The sequence below is a fragment of the Brevibacillus fulvus genome, assembly GCF_016908525.1.
GTDB classification, from domain to species: Bacteria; Bacillota; Bacilli; order Brevibacillales; family Brevibacillaceae; genus Brevibacillus_G; species Brevibacillus_G fulvus.
In genome coordinates this window covers 25,700-45,296 of the sequence record NZ_JAFBEB010000013.1, presented here as the reverse complement: position 1 = coordinate 45,296, position 19,597 = coordinate 25,700, and the positions used below count along the sequence as shown (strand labels likewise).

At 50.0% G+C, this 19,597-nt stretch carries 24 protein-coding genes and 1 riboswitch; of the genes, 21 read left to right on the top strand and 3 right to left on the bottom strand.

Going from position 1 to position 19,597, the window contains the following annotated elements:
* Nucleotides 1-121: 121 nt before the first annotated feature.
* Both pstB and JOD01_RS15890 read left to right on the top strand, forming a co-directional pair.
* Complete coding sequence (gene pstB, locus JOD01_RS15895) at nt 122-874, top strand: phosphate ABC transporter ATP-binding protein PstB (protein WP_204519296.1); 753 nt, start codon at nt 122-124, stop codon at nt 872-874.
* A gap of 145 nt (nt 875-1,019) precedes the next feature.
* A complete protein-coding gene (locus tag JOD01_RS15890; RefSeq protein ID WP_204519295.1) occupies nt 1,020-1,358 on the top strand; it encodes an ArsR/SmtB family transcription factor in 339 nt (112 codons plus the stop codon).
* A 40-nt stretch (nt 1,359-1,398) separates the two neighbouring features.
* Here JOD01_RS15890 and JOD01_RS15885 read toward each other — a convergent pair whose 3' ends face one another.
* Complete coding sequence (locus JOD01_RS15885) at nt 1,399-1,647, bottom strand: glutaredoxin family protein (RefSeq protein ID WP_204519294.1); 249 nt, start codon at nt 1,645-1,647, stop codon at nt 1,399-1,401.
* 164 nt (nt 1,648-1,811) lie between these two features.
* Between JOD01_RS15885 and JOD01_RS15880 the strand changes: the two genes are divergently transcribed.
* The 13 genes from JOD01_RS15880 (at nt 1,812) to JOD01_RS15820 (ending at nt 11,947) form a co-directional block, all read left to right on the top strand.
* A complete protein-coding gene (locus JOD01_RS15880; RefSeq protein ID WP_204519293.1) occupies nt 1,812-1,991 on the top strand; it encodes a gamma-type small acid-soluble spore protein in 180 nt (59 codons plus the stop codon).
* Between the two features lie 119 nt (nt 1,992-2,110).
* Nucleotides 2,111-2,494 (top strand): holo-ACP synthase, encoded by a 384-nt coding sequence (gene acpS, locus JOD01_RS15875; protein WP_204519292.1) that lies wholly within the window; start codon nt 2,111-2,113, stop codon nt 2,492-2,494.
* Between the two features lie 301 nt (nt 2,495-2,795).
* A complete protein-coding gene (locus JOD01_RS15870) occupies nt 2,796-3,824 on the top strand; it encodes a DUF4367 domain-containing protein (RefSeq protein WP_204519291.1) in 1,029 nt (342 codons plus the stop codon).
* A 131-nt stretch (nt 3,825-3,955) separates the two neighbouring features.
* Nucleotides 3,956-4,396, top strand: a complete 441-nt coding sequence (locus JOD01_RS15865) for a hypothetical protein (RefSeq protein ID WP_204519290.1) — start codon at nt 3,956-3,958, stop codon at nt 4,394-4,396.
* Between the two features lie 2 nt (nt 4,397-4,398).
* On the top strand, nt 4,399-5,580 hold the full coding sequence (gene alr, locus JOD01_RS15860) for an alanine racemase (RefSeq protein WP_204519289.1): 1,182 nt from the start codon (nt 4,399-4,401) through the stop codon (nt 5,578-5,580).
* A gap of 190 nt (nt 5,581-5,770) precedes the next feature.
* Nucleotides 5,771-6,070, top strand: coding sequence for a CopG family ribbon-helix-helix protein (locus JOD01_RS15855; protein ID WP_204519288.1), 300 nt, complete (start codon nt 5,771-5,773; stop codon nt 6,068-6,070).
* Nucleotides 6,071-6,073: 3 nt separating this feature from the next.
* Nucleotides 6,074-6,424, top strand: a complete 351-nt coding sequence (locus JOD01_RS15850) for a type II toxin-antitoxin system PemK/MazF family toxin (RefSeq protein WP_204519287.1) — start codon at nt 6,074-6,076, stop codon at nt 6,422-6,424.
* A 199-nt stretch (nt 6,425-6,623) separates the two neighbouring features.
* Nucleotides 6,624-7,031, top strand: coding sequence for an anti-sigma regulatory factor (locus JOD01_RS15845; RefSeq protein WP_204519286.1), 408 nt, complete (start codon nt 6,624-6,626; stop codon nt 7,029-7,031).
* 18 nt (nt 7,032-7,049) lie between these two features.
* Nucleotides 7,050-8,054 carry a PP2C family protein-serine/threonine phosphatase gene (locus tag JOD01_RS15840; RefSeq protein WP_204519285.1) on the top strand — a complete coding sequence of 335 codons (1,005 nt, stop codon included), beginning with the start codon at nt 7,050-7,052 and terminating at the stop codon, nt 8,052-8,054.
* Between the two features lie 61 nt (nt 8,055-8,115).
* Nucleotides 8,116-8,448 carry an STAS domain-containing protein gene (locus tag JOD01_RS15835; protein WP_204519284.1) on the top strand — a complete coding sequence of 111 codons (333 nt, stop codon included), beginning with the start codon at nt 8,116-8,118 and terminating at the stop codon, nt 8,446-8,448.
* Entirely contained in the window at nt 8,449-8,940 is a 492-nt protein-coding gene (rsbW, locus tag JOD01_RS15830; RefSeq protein ID WP_204519283.1) for an anti-sigma B factor RsbW, read from the top strand. It begins immediately after the preceding gene.
* On the top strand, nt 8,906-9,712 hold the full coding sequence (gene sigB, locus JOD01_RS15825; protein ID WP_204519282.1) for an RNA polymerase sigma factor SigB: 807 nt from the start codon (nt 8,906-8,908) through the stop codon (nt 9,710-9,712). The genes rsbW and sigB overlap by 35 nt, the downstream gene beginning before the upstream one ends.
* A gap of 75 nt (nt 9,713-9,787) precedes the next feature.
* On the top strand, nt 9,788-11,947 hold the full coding sequence (locus JOD01_RS15820) for a Tex family protein (protein ID WP_204519281.1): 2,160 nt from the start codon (nt 9,788-9,790) through the stop codon (nt 11,945-11,947).
* A 36-nt stretch (nt 11,948-11,983) separates the two neighbouring features.
* On the opposite strand, the gene metE is transcribed toward JOD01_RS15820, so the two are convergent.
* Both metE and cmpA read right to left on the bottom strand, forming a co-directional pair.
* The gene (gene metE, locus JOD01_RS15815) at nt 11,984-14,260 is read right to left on the bottom strand and encodes a 5-methyltetrahydropteroyltriglutamate--homocysteine S-methyltransferase (RefSeq protein WP_275581966.1); all 2,277 of its coding nucleotides are present in this window, start codon (nt 14,258-14,260) and stop codon (nt 11,984-11,986) included.
* Between the two features lie 87 nt (nt 14,261-14,347).
* Nucleotides 14,348-14,449, bottom strand: a riboswitch (SAM riboswitch).
* Nucleotides 14,450-14,528: 79 nt separating this feature from the next.
* Complete coding sequence (gene cmpA / locus JOD01_RS15810; protein WP_204519279.1) at nt 14,529-14,654, bottom strand: cortex morphogenetic protein CmpA; 126 nt, start codon at nt 14,652-14,654, stop codon at nt 14,529-14,531.
* A 180-nt stretch (nt 14,655-14,834) separates the two neighbouring features.
* On the opposite strand from cmpA, the gene JOD01_RS15805 reads away from it, so the two are divergent.
* The 6 genes from JOD01_RS15805 (at nt 14,835) to tsaD (ending at nt 19,156) form a co-directional block, all read left to right on the top strand.
* On the top strand, nt 14,835-15,296 hold the full coding sequence (locus JOD01_RS15805; protein ID WP_204519278.1) for a SprT family protein: 462 nt from the start codon (nt 14,835-14,837) through the stop codon (nt 15,294-15,296).
* Nucleotides 15,297-15,376: 80 nt separating this feature from the next.
* The gene (gene thiL / locus JOD01_RS15800) at nt 15,377-16,408 is read left to right on the top strand and encodes a thiamine-phosphate kinase (protein WP_204519277.1); all 1,032 of its coding nucleotides are present in this window, start codon (nt 15,377-15,379) and stop codon (nt 16,406-16,408) included.
* On the top strand, nt 16,401-16,877 hold the full coding sequence (gene tsaE, locus JOD01_RS15795) for a tRNA (adenosine(37)-N6)-threonylcarbamoyltransferase complex ATPase subunit type 1 TsaE (RefSeq protein ID WP_204519276.1): 477 nt from the start codon (nt 16,401-16,403) through the stop codon (nt 16,875-16,877). Before thiL ends, tsaE begins: the two co-directional genes overlap by 8 nt.
* Nucleotides 16,858-17,571, top strand: a complete 714-nt coding sequence (tsaB, locus tag JOD01_RS15790; RefSeq protein WP_204519275.1) for a tRNA (adenosine(37)-N6)-threonylcarbamoyltransferase complex dimerization subunit type 1 TsaB — start codon at nt 16,858-16,860, stop codon at nt 17,569-17,571. Before tsaE ends, tsaB begins: the two co-directional genes overlap by 20 nt.
* A 38-nt stretch (nt 17,572-17,609) precedes the next feature.
* Nucleotides 17,610-18,068 carry a ribosomal protein S18-alanine N-acetyltransferase gene (gene rimI, locus JOD01_RS15785; RefSeq protein WP_204519353.1) on the top strand — a complete coding sequence of 153 codons (459 nt, stop codon included), beginning with the start codon at nt 17,610-17,612 and terminating at the stop codon, nt 18,066-18,068.
* Nucleotides 18,065-19,156 (top strand): tRNA (adenosine(37)-N6)-threonylcarbamoyltransferase complex transferase subunit TsaD, encoded by a 1,092-nt coding sequence (gene tsaD, locus JOD01_RS15780; protein ID WP_420829095.1) that lies wholly within the window; start codon nt 18,065-18,067, stop codon nt 19,154-19,156. The genes rimI and tsaD overlap by 4 nt, the downstream gene beginning before the upstream one ends.
* The last annotated feature ends 441 nt before the right edge of the window (nt 19,157-19,597 follow it).

The following is a 19,597-nucleotide window of genomic DNA, read 5'->3' as shown; positions in this document are numbered from 1 at the left end:
TTGAGGAAAAACTTAAAGAAAACTTAACACTGCTTACATATGCGCCTCATACACGTCCGTTATCCTGATAAGGAGTAGAAAAGTGGTGTACAAATAGATAAATCGTGGGGGCAGAGACAACGTGAGCATAATCGATGTGAAAAATCTCGATCTGTTTTATGGCAAACAGCAAGCATTGTTTCAAATCAATCTCGAAATTGAGGAAAAGAGCATCACAGCGTTTATCGGTCCGTCAGGATGCGGCAAATCCACTTTTTTGCGCACGTTGAACCGCATGAACGACATGATTGCCAATGTGGAAATAACCGGTGAGGTCCTGGTGGACGGCGTCGATATTTATGACGCCAAGGTGGATGTGGAAAGGTTGCGCAAACAAATCGGGATGGTGTTTCAACAGCCCAATCCGTTTCCGAAAAGTATCTATGACAATGTGGCGTTTGGGCCGAGAATGCATGGAATTACCAATCGTTCCACATTGGACGAGATCGTCGAGAACAGCCTGAAGGCAGCAGCTTTGTGGGAAGAAGTGAAAGACGTGCTCAAAAAGCCGGCGCAAGGGCTGTCTGGCGGGCAGCAACAAAGGTTGTGCATCGCCCGAGCGCTTGCCGTCAATCCGCAAATCTTGTTGATGGATGAACCGACATCCGCGCTGGACCCAATCTCCACAGCAAAAATCGAGGAGCTGCTGGAAGAACTGAAATCGTCCTACACGATTGTCATCGTGACCCACAATATGCAGCAAGCAGCGCGCATATCCGACAAAACCGCCTTTTTCCTGAGCGGTGAGCTGGTTGAGTACGATGACACGTCCGTGATCTTCCAAAATCCAGCCGATCAGCGCACCGAAGATTACATTACCGGACGATTTGGCTGAATGCTGTACGCGAATCCGTATTCCGGGGATGTTCTCGTTCCACGCTGACCAATAAAACTAAAACCGGTAAAACTTATCATCTTTCCCATCTGGAATAAGGTATAGTATACTGGTAAACAGAAATATTGGATAAAGGTGGGATCATATGGAAGCCGCGGATTTGATGCAGTTGCTCTACCTAGCAGATATATATAAGTTATTGGGTGACAAAACACGATTAACCATAATGGCACTGCTTCATGTTCAATCACTTTGTGTCCGTGATCTTGTTGAAATTCTTCAAGCTTCTCAGCCATCCGTATCACAACATTTAGCAAAATTAAAAACATATGGACTTGTTAAAGAAAGCCGAAAAGGTCCATGGGTCTTTTATTCGGTCAATACAGAATGCGCACCAATGGTAAAACGCATTGTCGAACAACTTCCCGATATGTCCGCAATCATTAACAAAAGACTTCAACATGAGGTAAATGCGATTGGTTGATCCCTCAGGGGTTCATCTGATAAACAACGAAGCGTTGGATCTATTGCAGATCCAACGCTTCTTTTAATGCTTCCTTATCGAACCCGTGAACGACCGTGCGATCACCATTTTCCGCTTCAATCAAGGTAACCGGAGTCATGTTCGCTCCCAATTCGATCGCTTCATTGAAGAAAGTGTTGTTTTCCCGGATATCGCGCTCTTCAAAGGCGATCCCTTGGTGAGTAAGCCACAATTTTTCCTCCTGGCATGGCCCGCACGTTTTTTGGGTATATAAAATGACTTTAGCCATCTTTCTCACTTCCCTTCTGAACACATCCATCTGTTTTGATTATACAGGACCGCGGCTGCAATTGCACATCTGGAGTGCTGCTTGCCGGGGAAAAATAAGGATGGGATAAACAGACCGGGCAAAGTCCACATTATACTCAGCGACGTCAAGGAGGTGAACTGACCATGGCTAAACGCAACAAAGTTGCTACTCCGGCTGCTGCTACTCCAGCTGCTGTTAACCCGAATGCCGCTGCAAACACAACAACTACTGAGTTTGCCAGCGAAACCAATGTTACCGAGGTTCGCCGCCAAAATCAACAATCGGCAGCGAAGGCAGCGCAAAAAAACAACCAAAACATGTAATGCTCGATATACAGTTGCCCTCACAAGTTTTTTGTGGGGGCATTTGCCTGTCTGCCGGCTTGTCTTGCCAAGCAACCGATGATAAGGTGGGAACAGTGAGAAAAACGGGAGGATGACCAATGATTGCGGGAATCGGCATCGACATTGTGGAAATTGAGCGGATTGCTGCGATATTGCAACGCAACCGATCCTTTTTGCGGCGGATTTTGACAGAACAGGAGCTAGCTGTATTGCCAGCGGGCGAGCAGCGGTTGGTGGAATATGTGGCGGGGCGGTTTGCTGCCAAAGAAGCGACCGTAAAAGCACTAGGCACAGGAATCGGCAGCATTGTCGGTTTTCACGACATTGAAATTCAGCGGACGGAAAGCGGCAAGCCGATGCTTTTGGTCGCCAGGCAGGCTTTGCAAAAAGTTTGCTCCGATCCAGCCGGCGTGACGTTCCATTTGAGCATCTCGCATAGCAAGGCTTTCGCGGTTGCGCAAGTCGTTATGGAGAAAGTCTAACTTGTCTGCATAATGGGACGAGAATGGACATAGATATATATCGCGTAGATTAGAAGGGGCTACCTGCTTTCCCGACGAGTCGACCGATTTTTGTCTGAGAAGACCTATTGTCCATCTTGTATTTTTTGTCGCAATAGTCCCAACTTTCAACTTATTGTTCAAGCCTGCTTGGCAAAACTTTCGCCATGATTTTTGCACGCAAAGGGCTTGGAGCAATTTGGGAAAATCCGCAGACAGATTTCCCGGGAAATTGACAGGGGTTCCCTTCTTTGTCGAACTAAGACAAGAAGGAGTTGATCGAATGAGAAAAGGAGCGATATGGCTGGTATTATTGCTTGTCCTATCCTTCACACTGGGCGGTTGTTTTGGGAAAAAGACGCCGGAAGATGTAATCGGAGATTTAAACAGTACGCTGGATAAAATCAGCGGATACAAGTCAACGGCTGTTCTGACGATGCAAACCGGCTCAACCCCGCAGGAGTATGACGTTGAAGTTTGGTATGAAAAACCAAGCTATTACCGCGTAGCTTTAACATCCAAACAACGAAACATCACCCAGATTATTTTGCGCAATGACGAAGGTGTTTTCGTGCTGACGCCTCACCTGAACAAGAGCTTCCGTTTCCAAAGCGGTTGGCCGGAAAACAATGGACCGTTGTATCTTTATGAGACGTTGGCCAGAAGTATCATTGATGATGCTGAACGCCAAATGAAGATGGATAACAAACAATACGTGTTTGAAGTAAAAGCCAATTATAGCGGCAATCGAATGTTAACCAGACAAAAGATTTGGCTGACAGAAGATTTCAAACCGACGCGGGCCGAGATTATGGATACCAATTTAAATACATTGGTAAGCATCAGCTTTAAGCAATTTGATTTTAATCCACAATTTGAAAAAGACGCATTTGACAAAGATCGCAACATGTCAACCAGTTCGCTTCCTGCCATTCCGACGCTGGCACAAGGCGGTCAACCTTTGCCGGAAGGACAATTTGGCGTCATCGAGCCTACATATACGCCAGAAGGAGTAACCCAGGTCGGCATAGAGCCTGTTGATCGGGATGGACAGCAAATGGTCGTTCTTGAATATAAAGGTGACTATAATTACCGGTTAATTGAGTCAAGGCCGACAGAAGCAACCGTTTCCTACGAACAAGGCATGCCGCTCGATTTAGGCTTCACCATTGGTGTGCTTACGCAAAATATGGAGAATCAGCGACAGTTGACATGGGAGCTGGACGGCGTGGAATTTACCCTGGTGGGCGATCTTCCAGAGGAAGAACTGGTAAATGTAGCGAAATCGACATACGGTGTAGGTGGTAAATAAAGGCGGGGCAACCCACCTTTTTTCTTTTGTCGGTGCTTGCGGATCGAGTTTGCTTGACATGAGAGGATTGACACGCGTGCCAAAAAAACGATAAGATACGCATAATCATGCTGTGAGGTGACCGGTAACAGATGAAAAAAAGCTCAGAGGAAGTTTTGTATCAGGCCGAAGCCACATACAAAGATTTACTCTTGCGAAAAAACCTGAAGTTGCGTATCTTTGAAACGGTGGTATTTGTGTTGGGGATGCTCGTTGCCTCAAGTATTTTAGATGCGGACTCGGACACCTTCAAACTGATCGCTTTTGCTATCGCGATTGCGGTGGTAGGCCTGTTTCCTTTCTTGTACAAGTTGGTTTTGCAGCCAAAGTACACATTGACGAGAACGCATTTGATCGTTTCCATGTCAGGAAAGGAAACCGCATTTCCCTTGAATGAAGTGGAACCGGTTATTGAAGGCCGACACATCTATCGTTTAAGCGGAAAACGGGAATCGTTAATGGTTTCCCGGGAATTTTTAGGGCACCTCAACGAACGGTTGCGTTATTTTCAAAATAAAGCTAAGAGGCGATAGGGATGAAGCCTTTTTTTCGGGATACGTGGGTAGAAATTGATTTGGACGCCATTCGTGCCAATGTGCAAGCATTTCGCAGACACCTGCCAGGCCAGACGGAGATCATGGCTGTGGTGAAAGCGGATGGCTATGGTCACGGTTCTGTTCAGGTAGGTCGTGAAGCCTTGCAAAGCGGGGCGAACTCACTGGCTGTCGCGATGCTCGACGAAGCGCTCGTGTTAAGAAAAGCGGGGATTACAGCACCGATTTTGGTGCTGGGCTATACGCCGCTTGATTCGGTTGCGCAAGCGTACGAATGGGACATTGCGCTGACAGCCTATCATGCTGAATGGGTCCATCAGGCCGCCCGACTGGTTGCCGAGCAGTTCCGTCAAAAAGAAACACCGCTGGCGATTCATGTCAAGGTAGATACAGGAATGGGCAGGATCGGTGTTCAAACCGAGGCCGAACTTGACGAGTTGGTTGCTGCATTGCATCAATCTCCTGTCATGCAGTGGTCAGGCATTTTTACACATTTCGCTTGTGCTGATGAGGAAGATACTGCGCATGTACGCAAGCAGCATGAACGATTCCAGGCATTGCTGGAAGGCTTGCGGCAGAATGGCTATGTTTTGCCCAAGGTCCATTGCTGCAACACGGCGGCAGCGATGGTATTTCCAGAATGGGGGTATGATTCAATCCGTTTGGGCATAGGTTTATACGGATTGTACCCTTCCATGTATCTCAAACAGCGCGAGCAGATCATGCTCACCCCTGCTTTGACCTTGAAGACGAAAATTTCGCATGTGAAGACGGCAAACTCGCCTTTTACCGTAAGCTATGGCGCTACCTATCAGGCGCAGGCGGGGGAGCAAATCGCCACACTGCCCATCGGTTATGCAGATGGGTTCTCGCGTTTGCAATCGAATCGAGGGGTTGTCTTGCATCATGGCAGACGCGTTCCGATCGTTGGCAGAGTTTGCATGGATCAAACGATGGTAAGTGTTCCGCGAGGCGATGCCGAGGTCGGGGATGAAGTGGTTCTTTACGGAAGACAGGGCCAGGAGGAAATTTCCTTGGACGAGGTCGCTTCTCTGATGGGGACGATCAACTATGAAGTTTCCTGTCTGCTCAATCATCGTCTGCCTCGCCTTTATGTAAAAGACGGTCAGGTCGTCGAAGTGGCACATTCCATTTCCAAATAGAGGAATCGCAGAAAAAGCGAGATTTTTGGCAGGATTTTCGCAGCGGGTAACGAATATATTAAAGCGGTGTATGGATGTGTCGAATCTTTTTTGTCCGTAGTCTGTAAAGTCAGGTATATTTTTGTAGTTGGTTCGACATAATGGTATTGTTAAAAACATTAGACAAAATGAGTGAACGGAAGTTACGGTCATGGTTGGAGGTGGATTTGTTTTGGCTAAGACTAATACCAAGCGCATCATGATTAGCTTGCCACAAACCCTTTTACAGGAAGTGGATGGCTTCATTGAAAAGGAGAATTCCAATCGGAGTGAATTTATTCGTCAGGCCATGAACCTGTATCTGAAGGAGCGCAAGAAACGCTTTATTCGCGAAACGATGCAGAAGGGTTATATGGAAATGGCAAAAATAAATTTGCATATGGCATCCGAAGCATTTGGAGCTGAAGAAGAGGCTGATCTTACGCTGGACCGCTTAGTAAGCGGGGTGTAACTGGTGATCGTTAAACGTGGCGATGTATTTTTCGCGGACCTTTCACCAGTGGTGGGCTCCGAGCAAGGGGGCGTTCGTCCAGTATTAGTCATACAGAATGATATTGGCAACAGATTTAGTCCGACGGTCATCGTCGCTGCCATTACAGCACAAATTCAAAAGGCGAAGTTACCTACGCACGTAGAAATTGATGCAAAGACATATGGATTTGATCGTGATTCCGTGATTCTGCTAGAACAAATCAGAACCATTGACAAACAGCGACTTACGGACAAAATAACGCATCTGGATGAAGAAATGATGGACAGAGTCAATGAATCGTTACAAATAAGTTTGGGATTGATTGATTTTTAAGGAACGGAACGCAGGAGAAACCACTTGGTTGAATCAAGTGGTTTTTGTGTTTTTGCCGAAAATTCCCTTCGCAATCTTTTCGACACTGGCAGGAATTCATATTAATTGTGACGAAATAAATTATTCAGCAAAATTAGACAAAATTAGACACGTTTTTTGGGGAGTGGCATCACTGCGGTAAGAAGGGGAGTACTTTGGTATGTCTGATCCGGAATGCATTAGGATTGAGATCAGGACGGAAAAAGATATCGTTCTAGCTAGACAAACAGGTCGGAATTTGTCGATTGAACTTGGTTACGGGAGAATTGTCCAATCGCGCATCGCCACGGCTATCTCTGAATTGGCTCGGAATATTTTTTTGTACGCCGAGAGCGGATTCATTGAGATCGACATTGTTCAGCAAGGCTCGTTGACTGGATTGAGAGTGATTGCGTGTGATCAGGGGCCGGGAATCGTCGACATCCGCAAGGCGCTCCAAGACGGCTATTCGACTTCCGGTGCGTTGGGAGCCGGATTGCCGGGAGTGAAACGGATGATGGACGAGTTCTACATAGACAGTTCGGAAGAGCAGGGGACGAAGGTCACGATCATCAAATGGAAGAATTGAGCGGAGGGAATCACTTTCATGATTCGTCAACAGCTGGAGAATGAGTATCGCGAAATTTTACAGGCATACCTGAAAGGGAAGGATGAGGATCAACTCTATCTGGCACAACAGTTTAGCAAAGTATTGGTGAGGAAAAAAATCGCTCCGGAAGATGTGATTGATATTCACCGAAGCTCTCTGGAACAGATGGTGGAACTTCCGGAGCTGGTTCGGGAGTCATTTTATTTGCTGACTGAAGTTATGATCGAATACGGCAATACATATCGGGAAAACCAGATGTTGCGGGATAAACAACAGCAGATGGAGACCGAAATTGACGTAGCTGTTTCGATGCAGCAAAGTCTGTTGCCTGAGCAGATCCCTTCCTATCCTGATTTGGATATTGGCATTATCAGCGTCCCGGCCAAGCAGATGAGCGGGGATTACTACAATATTGTTTCGCAAACTCCCAAGTCGTTTGGCATTGCGATTGCGGATATTATCGGCAAAGGAATTCCCGCTGCCCTCTGTATGTCCATGATTAAATATGCGATGGACAGTCTCTATACACGTTATGTCGAGCCGGCAACAGTGCTGAAGCGATTAAATACGATCGTTGAGAAAAACGTGGAAGCAGGCATGTTTGTCACCATGTTGTACGGCATGTATCAAATTGAGAAACATTGCTTTCGTTATGCTTGCGCCGGGCACGAACCAGGAGTTGTTTACCGGGCAACCGAGCAGAAGTTTGCCGATCTGGACGGACAAGGATTAGTGCTGGGCGTTGCCCAAGAGGTATACTACTCCAGCTATGAAATTGATTTGCAAGCAGGCGATTACCTGATCTTGATGACGGACGGGGTCACAGAGCGGAAAATTGGCAAACAGTATTTGAGCAGGGATGCCTTGCTGCAAATGATGCGGGAGGAAATCGGCGTTTCCGCGCAAAAAATGGTGGATAACCTGTATAAACGCCTCTTGGCAATTTCCGACTTCAAATTGCCGGATGATCATACGATGATGGTCATTCACCGCAAATTTTAGGCGGGGAAGATCGTCTGGAGGGTTTTCTGCTTGTCCGTCGAATCTTTATGGGGGGATCTGAATGAACTTTACGATAAATTGCGACAGTCAGAATGGACATTATCTGTTTCAGATTAACGGAGAGATTGATGCATATACTGCGCCGCGATTGAAAGAACGGTTAACTTCAGCGCTCTCCGATGCGGCAACCAAATCAGTAACGCTGGATTTTGAAAACGTAACCTATATGGACAGCACGGGAATAGGTGTGCTGATTGGGGCGCTGAAAATGGCTGCCAAGTCCGGCTGCCAACTGAAAATTACGAAAGTGATGCCGAGGATTGAGCGGATCTTAAAGATTACCGGTTTGGACAAACTGCTCCCGATTTCAAGGGAAAGAGGGGAGAGCACCTGAATGTACGCAAAGGAAAATGCTGATGTAGTTGAGCTGTCATTGCCAGCGAAAGAGGAATACATCGGCCTGGCTCGCTTGTTGGTTTCCGGCATTGCCAACCGCGCCGGGTTAAGCTATGACGAGATCGAGGACGTCAAGTTGGCGGTCGCGGAGGCATGCACCAATGTTGTCTTTCATGCATACAACAATTTACCCAAGGGTCAAATTCGCCTTCACGGTATGTTGTATCCCGACCGGCTGGTCATTGTTGTCGCAGATCAAGGAAACAGTTTTGACTTTTCTGACATTGTTTCCGAAATGGGACCAATCAATCAAGAAGCAAGCATTGAGGATCTGAAAGAAGGCGGTCTGGGTCTGTTTCTGATTCATAGCTTGATGGATGAAGTAAAGATAAGCAGCGAAGCCGGGGTCGTTGTCTCGATGACCAAGTATTTGCAACTAGATGGGGTGCCAAGAAATGTCGGCGGGTTCTCGCAACTGGAAAGTGAATAAAGAAGAAGCGCGTCAGTTGCTCGCTGGCTATCGGGAAAATCCTACGGCAGAAATCCAGGCACAACTCGTGAGCCATTATCGATCATTGGTTGAATCACTTGCCGTAAAATTTGCCCGCGGCCAGGACTCCATGGAGGATTTGGTGCAAGTCGGGATGATTGGGTTACTCGCTTCGTTTCGGCGCTATGATCCGGAATATGGTTACGGGTTTGAAAGTTTTGCCATTCCGACGATTGTCGGGGAAATAAAACGATACATTCGCGATAAAACATGGAGCGTGCATGTTCCCCGTCGCATCAAGGAACGGACTCCTCAACTGAAGCGAACCGTCGACGAGTTGACGATTGTTTTGCAACGATCCCCGCAGATTGCGGAAATTGCGCAAAAAATGGGGATTACGGAAGAGGAAGTGCTGGAGACAATGGAAATGGGGCGGAGTTACCATGCTTTGTCCATCGATGTGGAATTGGACGCCGACCAGGACGGCGGAACGATCACCTTGCTTGATCAAATTGGCGAAGTAGACGGCGGTTATCACCAAATCGAGCAAACGCTGATGCTCGGCAAAGTGCTGACACAACTGTCTGAGCGGGAAAAAGAAATCATTCAGCTCACCTTTTATGATAATTTAAGTCAAAAGCAGGTGGGAGATCTGCTGGGAATTTCACAAATGCATGTCTCGCGATTGCAGCGCAGGGCGCTGGCCAAACTGCGCGTGGCCCTGCACAACGAAGAAAAACAAATAGGCGGAAGAAAGCGCGAACAAGGCTGACGGCGAGGGGAATTCGCCGTTTTTTTGTTTATGGTACAATAATACAGCGATATTTTTGCGGGGAGGATATGGCCGATGGATATAAAGCGGATGACGCAAATGATAGCTCGGGAGCTTTCTGTCAAGGAACAACAGGTGGCGCAAACAATTGCTCTGCTTGATGAAGGAAATACGGTTCCGTTTATTGCCCGTTATCGGAAAGAAATGACCGGACAGCTGGATGAAACCCAGATCCGTGCAGTGGAAGAACGCGTGCAATATTTGCGAAACTTGTCTTTGCGCAAGGAGGAAGTGCTTCGACTGATTGCGGAACAGGGGAAACTGACCGACGACCTGCAAAAGTCGATCGAAGCAGCGACCAAACTGCAGGAAGTGGAGGATTTGTATCGGCCCTATCGGCAAAAAAGACGGACGCGGGCGACGGTTGCCAAGGAGAAAGGGCTGGAACCGCTCGCGGACTATTTGTTGAGCCTGCCGGAGCGTGGAGAACCGCTGGAGCAGGCGCAAGCCTATGTTGATGCAAAGAAGGGTGTGGAAACGGCGGAAGAAGCGCTTCAGGGAGCGATGGATATCATTGCTGAACGAATCTCCGACGATGCCGAACACCGCAAATGGATACGGTCAACCACGTTCGACAAAGGCAGGCTGGTCACTGAACAAAAGGAAGAGGAACAGGACGGCAAAAATGTGTACCAGATGTATTACAGCTTCAGTGAGCCGTTGAAGAAGATCGTGCCGCACCGCGTACTGGCGATCAATCGCGGCGAAAAGGAAGGCATCCTCAAGGTGACGATTGAATCACCTGTCCAGGATATTCTCTCCTATCTGCAGCGGCGGATTATCACCCGCAAAACTGTAGCGGGAGCGATATTGGAAGCAACGATTGAAGACAGCTACAAGCGGTTGATCGCCCCTTCGATCGAGCGGGAAGTGCGGGGACAACTGACGGAAACGGCCGAAGAACAGGCGATTCACATTTTCGCGGAAAACTTGCGCAATCTGCTGCTTCAGCCGCCGGTCAAGGGAAAGGTCGTATTGGGCGTAGACCCGGCTTATCGGACGGGCTGCAAATTGGCGGTTGTAGACGAGACGGGCAAGTTGCTGCATGTGACCGTGATTTATCCGACGCCGCCGCACAACAAAGTGGCCGAAGCGAAAGCCAAGGTGAAAGAGCTGATCGACCAGTTCGCCATCGAGATCATCACGATCGGCAACGGTACCGCCTCGCGGGAAACGGAACAGTTTATCGCGGACGTGTTAAAGGAAGTAAAACGGGAAGTTTTCTATATTATTGTGAACGAAGCGGGGGCATCGGTATATTCGGCTTCGGCACTGGCCAAAGAAGAATTTCCGGAGCTGGATGTTGCCGAGCGAAGCGCCATTTCCATCGCGCGCCGCCTGCAGGACCCTTTGGCTGAACTGGTCAAGATCGATCCGAAATCGGTAGGCGTCGGCCAGTATCAGCATGATGTCTCCCAAGCCCGATTGGCGGAAAGCTTGCAGTTTGTCGTGCAGTCGGCGGTAAACCACGTTGGTGTCGATGTGAACACAGCCTCCGCATCTTTGTTGCAATATGTTTCCGGCATCAGTAAACAGGTAGCAACGAATATTGTAAAAATGCGTGAAGAGCTGGGCAAAATTCAAAATCGCAACCAATTGAAAAAAGTTCCGCGTCTCGGCGCCAAAACATACGAGCAGTCGATTGGATTTTTGCGGATCATGGACGGGGAAAATCCTTTGGATAAAACGCCGATTCACCCGGAATCGTATGAAGCTGCCTATCAATTGCTGGCCATGATCGGTATCCAGCCAACAGCGATTGGCAGCGAGGAATGCCGCAATCGTCTGCAAAAGCTGGATTTGCCGCAGACAGCGGAACAGTTGGGAATTGGCGAACCGACTCTGCGCGATATGATCGAAGCGTTGCTCCGGCCGGGGCGCGACCCGCGTGAGGAACTGCCAAAACCACTGTTGCTCAAGGACGTGCTGCAGCTGGCTGATTTGCGCGTTGGCATGAAGCTGCAAGGAACGGTGCGCAATGTCGTGGATTTTGGCGCTTTTGTCGATATCGGGCTGAAAAATGACGGACTGGTGCATATTTCCCGTTTGAAGAAAGGATTCGTGAAGCATCCGCTTGAAGTTGTTACGGTTGGCGATATCGTCGATGTGTGGGTAGTAGACATTGATGAGCAAAGACAGCGCGTCGGGTTGTCTTTGATCGATCCGGAAAGCTGACAAGGCAGGCCATCCCGTGGGATGGCCTGCTCTTGTTTATTTTGGGGTTATAGTGATTTTGGCGCGGACCTTTTTGGCGGCGCGGACCATTTTCTCCAGGGCGGCGATCGCTTCTTCTTCTTTTCTTGTTTTTAAACCGCAATCGGGATTGACCCAAAACAGTTGTGCCGGCAAAACGGAAAGCGCTCGCTCCAAAATTTTTTCCATCTCCGCCTCGCTGGGAATGCGCGGGCTGTGAATATCATAGACACCCAGGCCAATTCCTTTGTCAAATTGTTCTTGTTCAAAATCGGCAATCAATTCGCCGTGGCTGCGCGATGTTTCAATCGAGACAACATCCGCGTCCAACTCCCGGATCGCCGAGAGAATATCGCCAAATTCGCTGTAACACATATGGGTATGAATTTGGGTAGAGTTGGCAACGTCGGAGGTGGCGATACGAAAAGCGGTCACGGCCCACTGCAAATAACTGTGCCACTCTTCCCTTTTCAGCGGCAAGCCTTCCCGCAAGGCAGGTTCGTCAACCTGAATCATTTCGATTCCCGCCTGTTCCAAACACCGTACTTCCTCGATCAAGGCATCGGCGATCTGATAGGCGATCTCTTGGCGGGGGAGATCGTTGCGGACGAATGACCAGTTCAGGATCGTTACAGGTCCGGTCAGCATCCCCTTCACCGGTTTTTCGGTCAACGATTGCGCATAGACTGTTTCTTTTACCGTCATCGGTTCAACAAATCGTACATTGCCAAAGATGATCGGCGGTTTGACGCAGCGGGAGCCGTAGGACTGCACCCAACCGTTGCGGGTAAAGGCAAATCCTTGCAATTTTTCGCCGAAAAATTCAACCATATCGGTGCGTTCAAATTCGCCGTGAACCAGCACATCCAGCCCGAGCCGTTCCTGCAGCTTGATCCACTTGGCGATTTTTTCACGAATGGCCGTTTCGTACTCCTGTTCCGTAATCTGCCCTTGTCTCCACAAGCGCCGCGTCTGCCGCAGGTCAGCCGTCTGCGGGAAACTGCCGATCGTTGTTGTCGGCAAAATCGGCAACTGCCACTTGGCGGCATGCAATGGTTGCCGCTGGGCAAATGCCGCCGCTCTCTTTGTGACACGTGCAGGCTGATGGGGCGAAACCGCTCTTTCCGGTGATTGCGCCAACGCTTGCAGCGCTTGTTTGTTGGCTTCCCGCTTTTGCAGGGAACGATCGCTTTCTGGCTGCAGGAAGATTTCTTTCAGGTCGGCCAATTCCTGCAGCTTTTCTTCGGCGAAAGCCAACGCATTTTTCAAAGTCGGTGCCAATTCGGTTTCCTGCTTCAGCGAAACAGGGACATGCAGTAAACTGCAGGAAGGCTGCAGCCAAATGTTTTCCAGCGGCACCCACTGCTTCACTTCACCGAACAATTCGGCTGCCTGCTGATAATCCGTTTTCCAGATGTTGCGGCCATCGATCAGCCCGAGGCCAAGCACTTTGTCGCGTGGAAAGGAACAGGTGCGCAGATGTTCGAGGTTTCCGGCATAGCCGGCGACAAAATCCAGCCCGATGCCATCAACCGGCAGGGCGACGACATCTTCATAAAAGCTGACGGCAGCGAAGTAAGTTTGCAGAAACAGCGACAAATCGGGAACCTCATTGCGCAACTGCTGGTAGACGGAAGACACCAAATCCATCTCCGCCTTGGTTATGCTCGTAACCAGCGACGGTTCATCGATTTGCACCCAACGGACGCCCGCCTCCCGCAATTCCCGTAACAGTTGCGCGTAAGGGGCGACGAGCGAATGCAATACCTCGGCAAACTGCTCTTTCGCATAACCTTTGGAAAGCTTGGCAAAACTGAACGGACCGATGATCACCGGTTTCCCCTCGATGCCTAACTCCGTTTTCGCTTCCAAATACAATTGCAACGGCCGGTTGTTGAGCAAATTTGGCACTTGTCCATGCCATTCGGGCACAATGTAATGATAGTTGGTGTTATACCATTTGGTCATCTCACTCGCGACCAAGTCTTGCTCTCCGCGGGCGATGGCAAAATAGAGAGACAAATCATCCGGGAAGCGCTTTGTTTGAAAACGTTGCGGAACAAGTCCAAACATCAAAGCTGTGTCCAATACATGGTCGTAGAATGAAAAGTCGCCAATCGGGATAAGATCGACACCGGATTGCTGCTGTTTTTGCAATAGCTCCAGACGGATCTGTTTCATTTGCTGCAAAAACGTTTCAGGCGCCAGCTGCCCATTCCAGAAGTTTTCCAGTGCCTTTTTCCACTCCCGATGCTCGCCAATGCGCGGATAGCCCAGATTACTTGTCTTTACCATCAAAATACCCCTTTCTTGAATTGCCATGGGTGGACAAACAAAAAACCCCTTCTGAAAATAGAAGAGGTTTTGTTTGCACAAATAATCTTCTTATCTTTCAGAATGAAATTCTGCTGGACGGAGCACCTTGTCAGCGACAGGTTGCTGAGATGTCATAGGGCCAGATCCCTCGATCTCTCTGGATAAGAATATTTGGAATTGTTTTTTGTTATTGTAAAATACTGGTTTTTCTCTGTCAATGACAAAATGAACAGGGGAGAAGTCCATCCTATTGTTGAGGAGGACTGCTTTGTTTTTCCAAATATAAAAACCAGCAACTGTTTAACAGGCGAATTTGCCGCACATCTTTGCCAAAAAACGCTCGTTGCAGTTGTTTACGCATCCATTGTGGCATGATTGTACCTCCTGCTGTCTCGCTTTACTGGCAATGTATGCCCAACACCGGGCAAAGGTACCTGTCTGCAGCGGCAAATTGCGGCAGCACACTTTCGTGCCGTTTTGCTTGAGCTTGCGGCATGATTGCTGGTATCGTGGAGAAGGACAGAGAATTGCTCAATTATGGGGGGAAGGAACAATGACGGATCAGGAGTTGCAAGCACTCGTCGAGATGATTTCCGTTGAATATTTTGGTTTGCCCTTTTCCCATCAGGCGCGGTTCAATAAACGATTGCGGACGACAGGTGGGCGATACCTGTTACGGTCGCATGATGTCGAATTTAATCCGCTACATCTGGCAGAGCACGGGGAGGAGGAGCTGATTAAGATCATCAAGCATGAACTTTGCCATTATCATTTGCATCTGGCGGGAAAAGGCTACAAACATGCTGACCGTGATTTTAAGCAGCTGCTTGCGCAAGTGGGCGGAAGCCGCTACTGCCAGCAGGTCAGCGGCGGGCGAAAAACGCTGCCTTATAAGTACGAATTGCTCTGCCAGCAATGCGGCATGGCATATAAACGGAAACGAAAGGTCAATCCGGCGCGCTATCGATGCGGACGGTGCGCAGGCAAACTCAAGCTTCGTCAGCTCGCTGACTAGGTTGGCAAGCTCCTTCGTTTCTTGCACCCCGGGGAGGGCGAAGGTATAATGGACACAATTGAAGAAAAGGGGCGTATAGTGTGGCACGGGATGAATTTGCCTTGATTCGGGAGTGGACGGGCCGCTCGTATGGGCTGGAGGGAAATGGCGTCAGCGTTGGACTTGGCGATGATGCGGCCGTTTTTTCCGTTGCCGCTGGAATGGAAGTCGTTGCCTGCTGTGACGCCATGATTGAAACCGTGCATTTTTTGCGTGAAACGATGAGTCCGTGTGACATTGGCTATAAAGCGATGATTAGCAACATCAGCGACATTGCCGCGATGGGGGGCATTCCGCGCTATGCGCTGGTGACGATCGGCGTGTCCCCCGGCTGGCAGGCGGATGAATGCAAGCGAATCTATGAAGGGATCGATCAGGCGGCGAAGCTCTACAATGTCCGGATGATCGGCGGCGATACGGTTGCAACACCCGATGCCTTGCATCTGTCGATCACATTGCTCGGTGAGGTGGAAAGCGGACGGGCATTGCGGCGTTCGTCGGCGCGAGCCGGTGATCTCCTGTTCTTGACCGGTCCGGTCGGCAGCTCGGCGGCGGGACTCGATCTGCTGCTGTCCCGGCGCGAACGGGCAGTGGAGCCGCGGCCAGACTGGCAGACGCTGGTCGCACAGCATCAGCGGCCAACCGCCCAGGTGGAGGCGGGCAGGCTGCTCTTGAAAAGCGGATTGGGCCGGGCGTTAAATGACATTAGCGATGGGCTCGCCTCGGAAGCGTGGGAGATTGCCGAAGCGAGCGGATGCAAGATTGTCATCGAAGCCGAGCGAGTCCCGATGCTGGAGGAAATGCGGTCATATGCCGCTTCTGTCGGGAAAAATCCGCTGGACTGGGCGTTTTACGGCGGGGAAGATTATCAGTTGATCGGTTCGGTTCCGGCAACCGAAGCGGAAACATTGGCTGCAGCCTTTGCCGAACATGGGCTGCCGTTTTATTTGCTGGGGACGGTGGAAGCGGGGCAACCCGGCGTATGGCTGTCAGAGCAGGGAAGCGAAAGACCGTTGCCGAAAGCGGGTTACAACCATTTCAAGGATGAGGCCGGGGAGGATCAGAATGGCTGAGAAGTACCAATGGGTATTGAAAAACGAAGCTGAGACGCGCGATTTCGCCCAGCGTCTGGCGGCATATCTGCGACCGGGAGATTTTATTTCCCTGGAAGGAAATCTGGGAGCGGGGAAGACGACTTTTACCCAAGGGTTGGCGAAAGGCCTGGGGGTGCAAGCGGTTGTCAACAGCCCGACTTTTACCATTATTAAGGAATATGACGGACGGTTGCCGCTTTACCATATGGATGTGTATCGGGTAGAAGATGACAGCGATTCCTTGGGACTGGATGAGTATTTTTACGGAGAGGGCGTCTGTGTGGTGGAATGGGCCTCGTTGATCGAGGATTTGCTGCCGGCGGAGCGCCTGACTGTCATCTTGGACGTTCAGTCTCCGGCAGAACGGCTTTGCCGTTTGGTTCCTTTGGGAGAGCGGTATATACAATTGTGTGAGGAGCTTGATCTGAATGCGCGTACTGGCGATTGACACCTCCAATCTGGTTTTAAGCGTTGCGGTCGTGGACGAATCGCGCGTGCTGGCCGAAATGACCACGAACCTTCGGAAAAATCACTCCGTTCGACTGATGGACAATATTTCGCTGTTGTTGGATGAACTGGAGCTTTCTCCCCAGGAATTAGACGGGATTGCGGTAGCCAAAGGGCCGGGCTCCTACACGGGCGTCAGAATCGGAGTGGCCACTGCCAAGAGTTTGGCTTGGTCTCTGGGGATTCCTGTCGTGGGCATCTCCAGTTTGCAGGCGGTAGCGCTCAATGCATGCGGGTTCACCGGAGGAATCGTTCCTTGTTTCGATGCCCGCCGTGGGCAGGTGTATACGGCTTTGTATCAGTCCCAAGGGATGAACCGCCTGACGGAGATGGCAGCGGAGCAAATCATTTTGTTGCGGGAATGGCTGCCGTTGATTGCCGCGGAAACGGCCGGTCGACCGTTGCTGTTTCTGGGGGATGACGTCGCCTTGCATCGGGAGACGATTGTCGAGATGTTGGGAGAGCGGGCGCTGTTTGCTCCAAGTGCCTTTAACCATCCGCGTGCTGCCCATCTGGGGTGGCTGGCGATTGAACGGATCGAACAGGCGGACGATCCGCACAGCCTGCTGCCAGAATATTTGCAGGTGGCCGAAGCGGAAGCCAAATGGCTGGCGAAAAACAGCGCAACAAAGTAGAAATGTCACAGACGAGAAAAGCGGAAGAGGGAAAGAAAATGGCTGAACTGGCGGACGTGGAATTTCGTTTTATGACCCTCGACGATGTGGATGCGGTCAGCGAATTGGAGCAGCTTTCCTTTACCACCCCTTGGCCGAGAGATGCCTTTGTAAATGAGTTGACGATCAATCAACATGCCAGATACGTCGTGGCGGTCAGTCAGGGAAAAGTGATTGCCTACGGGGGAATGTGGGTCATTTTTGATGAGGTGCATGTAACCAATGTAGCGGTTCATCCGGCTTTCCGCGGCCAAAAAATCGGAGAGCAACTAATGCGCCAAATGATGGCGACTGCCGTCTTGTTTGGCGGAGAGCGGATGACGCTTGAGGTGAGACCTTCCAACACGGTTGCGCGCAATTTGTATCAAAAACTGGGCTTTGTGGAAAATGGACGGCGCAAAAAATATTATTCCGATAATGACGAGGACGCATTAATAATGTGGGTGAATTTACGATGATGACGAAAGCGGGAACACGTTATCAACAGCGTGTCCAACAAACCTTGCAAAAGCATAAAGCATCGGATAAACCAACGTATATTCTGGGAATCGAGACAAGCTGCGACGAGACATCGGCCGCGGTCGTAGAAGACGGCCGCAAAATTTTGTCCAATATTATCGCTTCCCAGGCCGATATTCATAAACGGTTTGGCGGAGTAGTGCCGGAAGTTGCTTCCCGCCGTCATGTGGAAAACATCACGCTGACGATTGAAGAAGCGTTGCAAGCCGCGGGCAAGACGTTTGACGATTTGGCGGGAATTGCCGTTACCTATGGTCCGGGATTGGTCGGGGCGCTGCTGGTTGGAGTAGCGGCGGCGAAAGCGATCTCGTTTGCCCGGGGAATCCCGTTGATCGGGGTGCACCATATCGCCGGCCACATTTATGCCAATCGGCTCGTTGAAGAAATGGAGTTTCCATTGGTTGCGCTGGTTGTGTCTGGCGGCCATACGGAACTGGTGCTGATGAAGGAGCACGGCGATTTTGCCATTTTGGGCGAAACCCGTGATGATGCCGCCGGAGAAGCTTATGATAAGGTCGCCCGCGCTTTGCATTTGCCATATCCCGGCGGTCCGGAAATTGACCGGCTGGCCAAGGAAGGGACGGCAAGCGTGCCGCTTCCGCGGGCGTGGCTGGAGGCGGATTCGTATGATTTCAGTTTCAGCGGACTGAAATCGGCTGTGCTCAATACGCTGCATAATGCCGAACAAAAAGGGACCACCATCAATCCGGCCGATATGGCTGCCAGCTTCCAGGATTCGGTCTGCGAAGTGCTGGTGGAGAAAACGCTGCGGGCAGCGAAGCAGTACCAAGTCCGGCAAGTGCTGCTGGCTGGCGGTGTCGCTGCCAATCGGGAACTGCGGGAGCGGCTGGTGCAACGCTGCCAGAGCGAAGGAATCAAACTGGTCATTCCGCCGTTGTCCCTTTGCACGGATAATGCGGCGATGATTGCTGCTGCCGGGTATATCGGTTATTTGAAAGAAGATTTTGCGGACCTTGATCTGAATGGAGTTCCCGGGTTACCTTTGGCGACCTCTTCCCTGCAATAACGGGAAGAGGTTTTTGTCATGCACAATACCCGGTTTGCCTCGCTTCATTGGGCGTTTTGGAGAAAAACACTTTTCCACAACCTATGGATAACCCGATGGAATAACTCACAAGCACATTGTGAATTATGGTGATAACTATAACAAATTGTTGTTTTGTCACGCCTTTACTTGTGGGAAAAGTTGTGGAATTTGTGGATAAACCTGTTGATAAAAATAGCGGAAACACCGTTGTTTTGGTGACTCCGTTGTATCCACATGTGGATAACTTTTCGGGATTTGCCGAGCTTGTTGCTCCTGACCATACAGCAGAAAAAAAGACTCCTTTCGGTTGAAGAAAGGAGTCTTTTTTGGCAGGCATACCTGTTGATGGTGCCCGGACGACCGAGATGCTCAAGATGCGACTTGCACAGTCCAGCTCAATAGCGGGCGATGGGGTGGTGG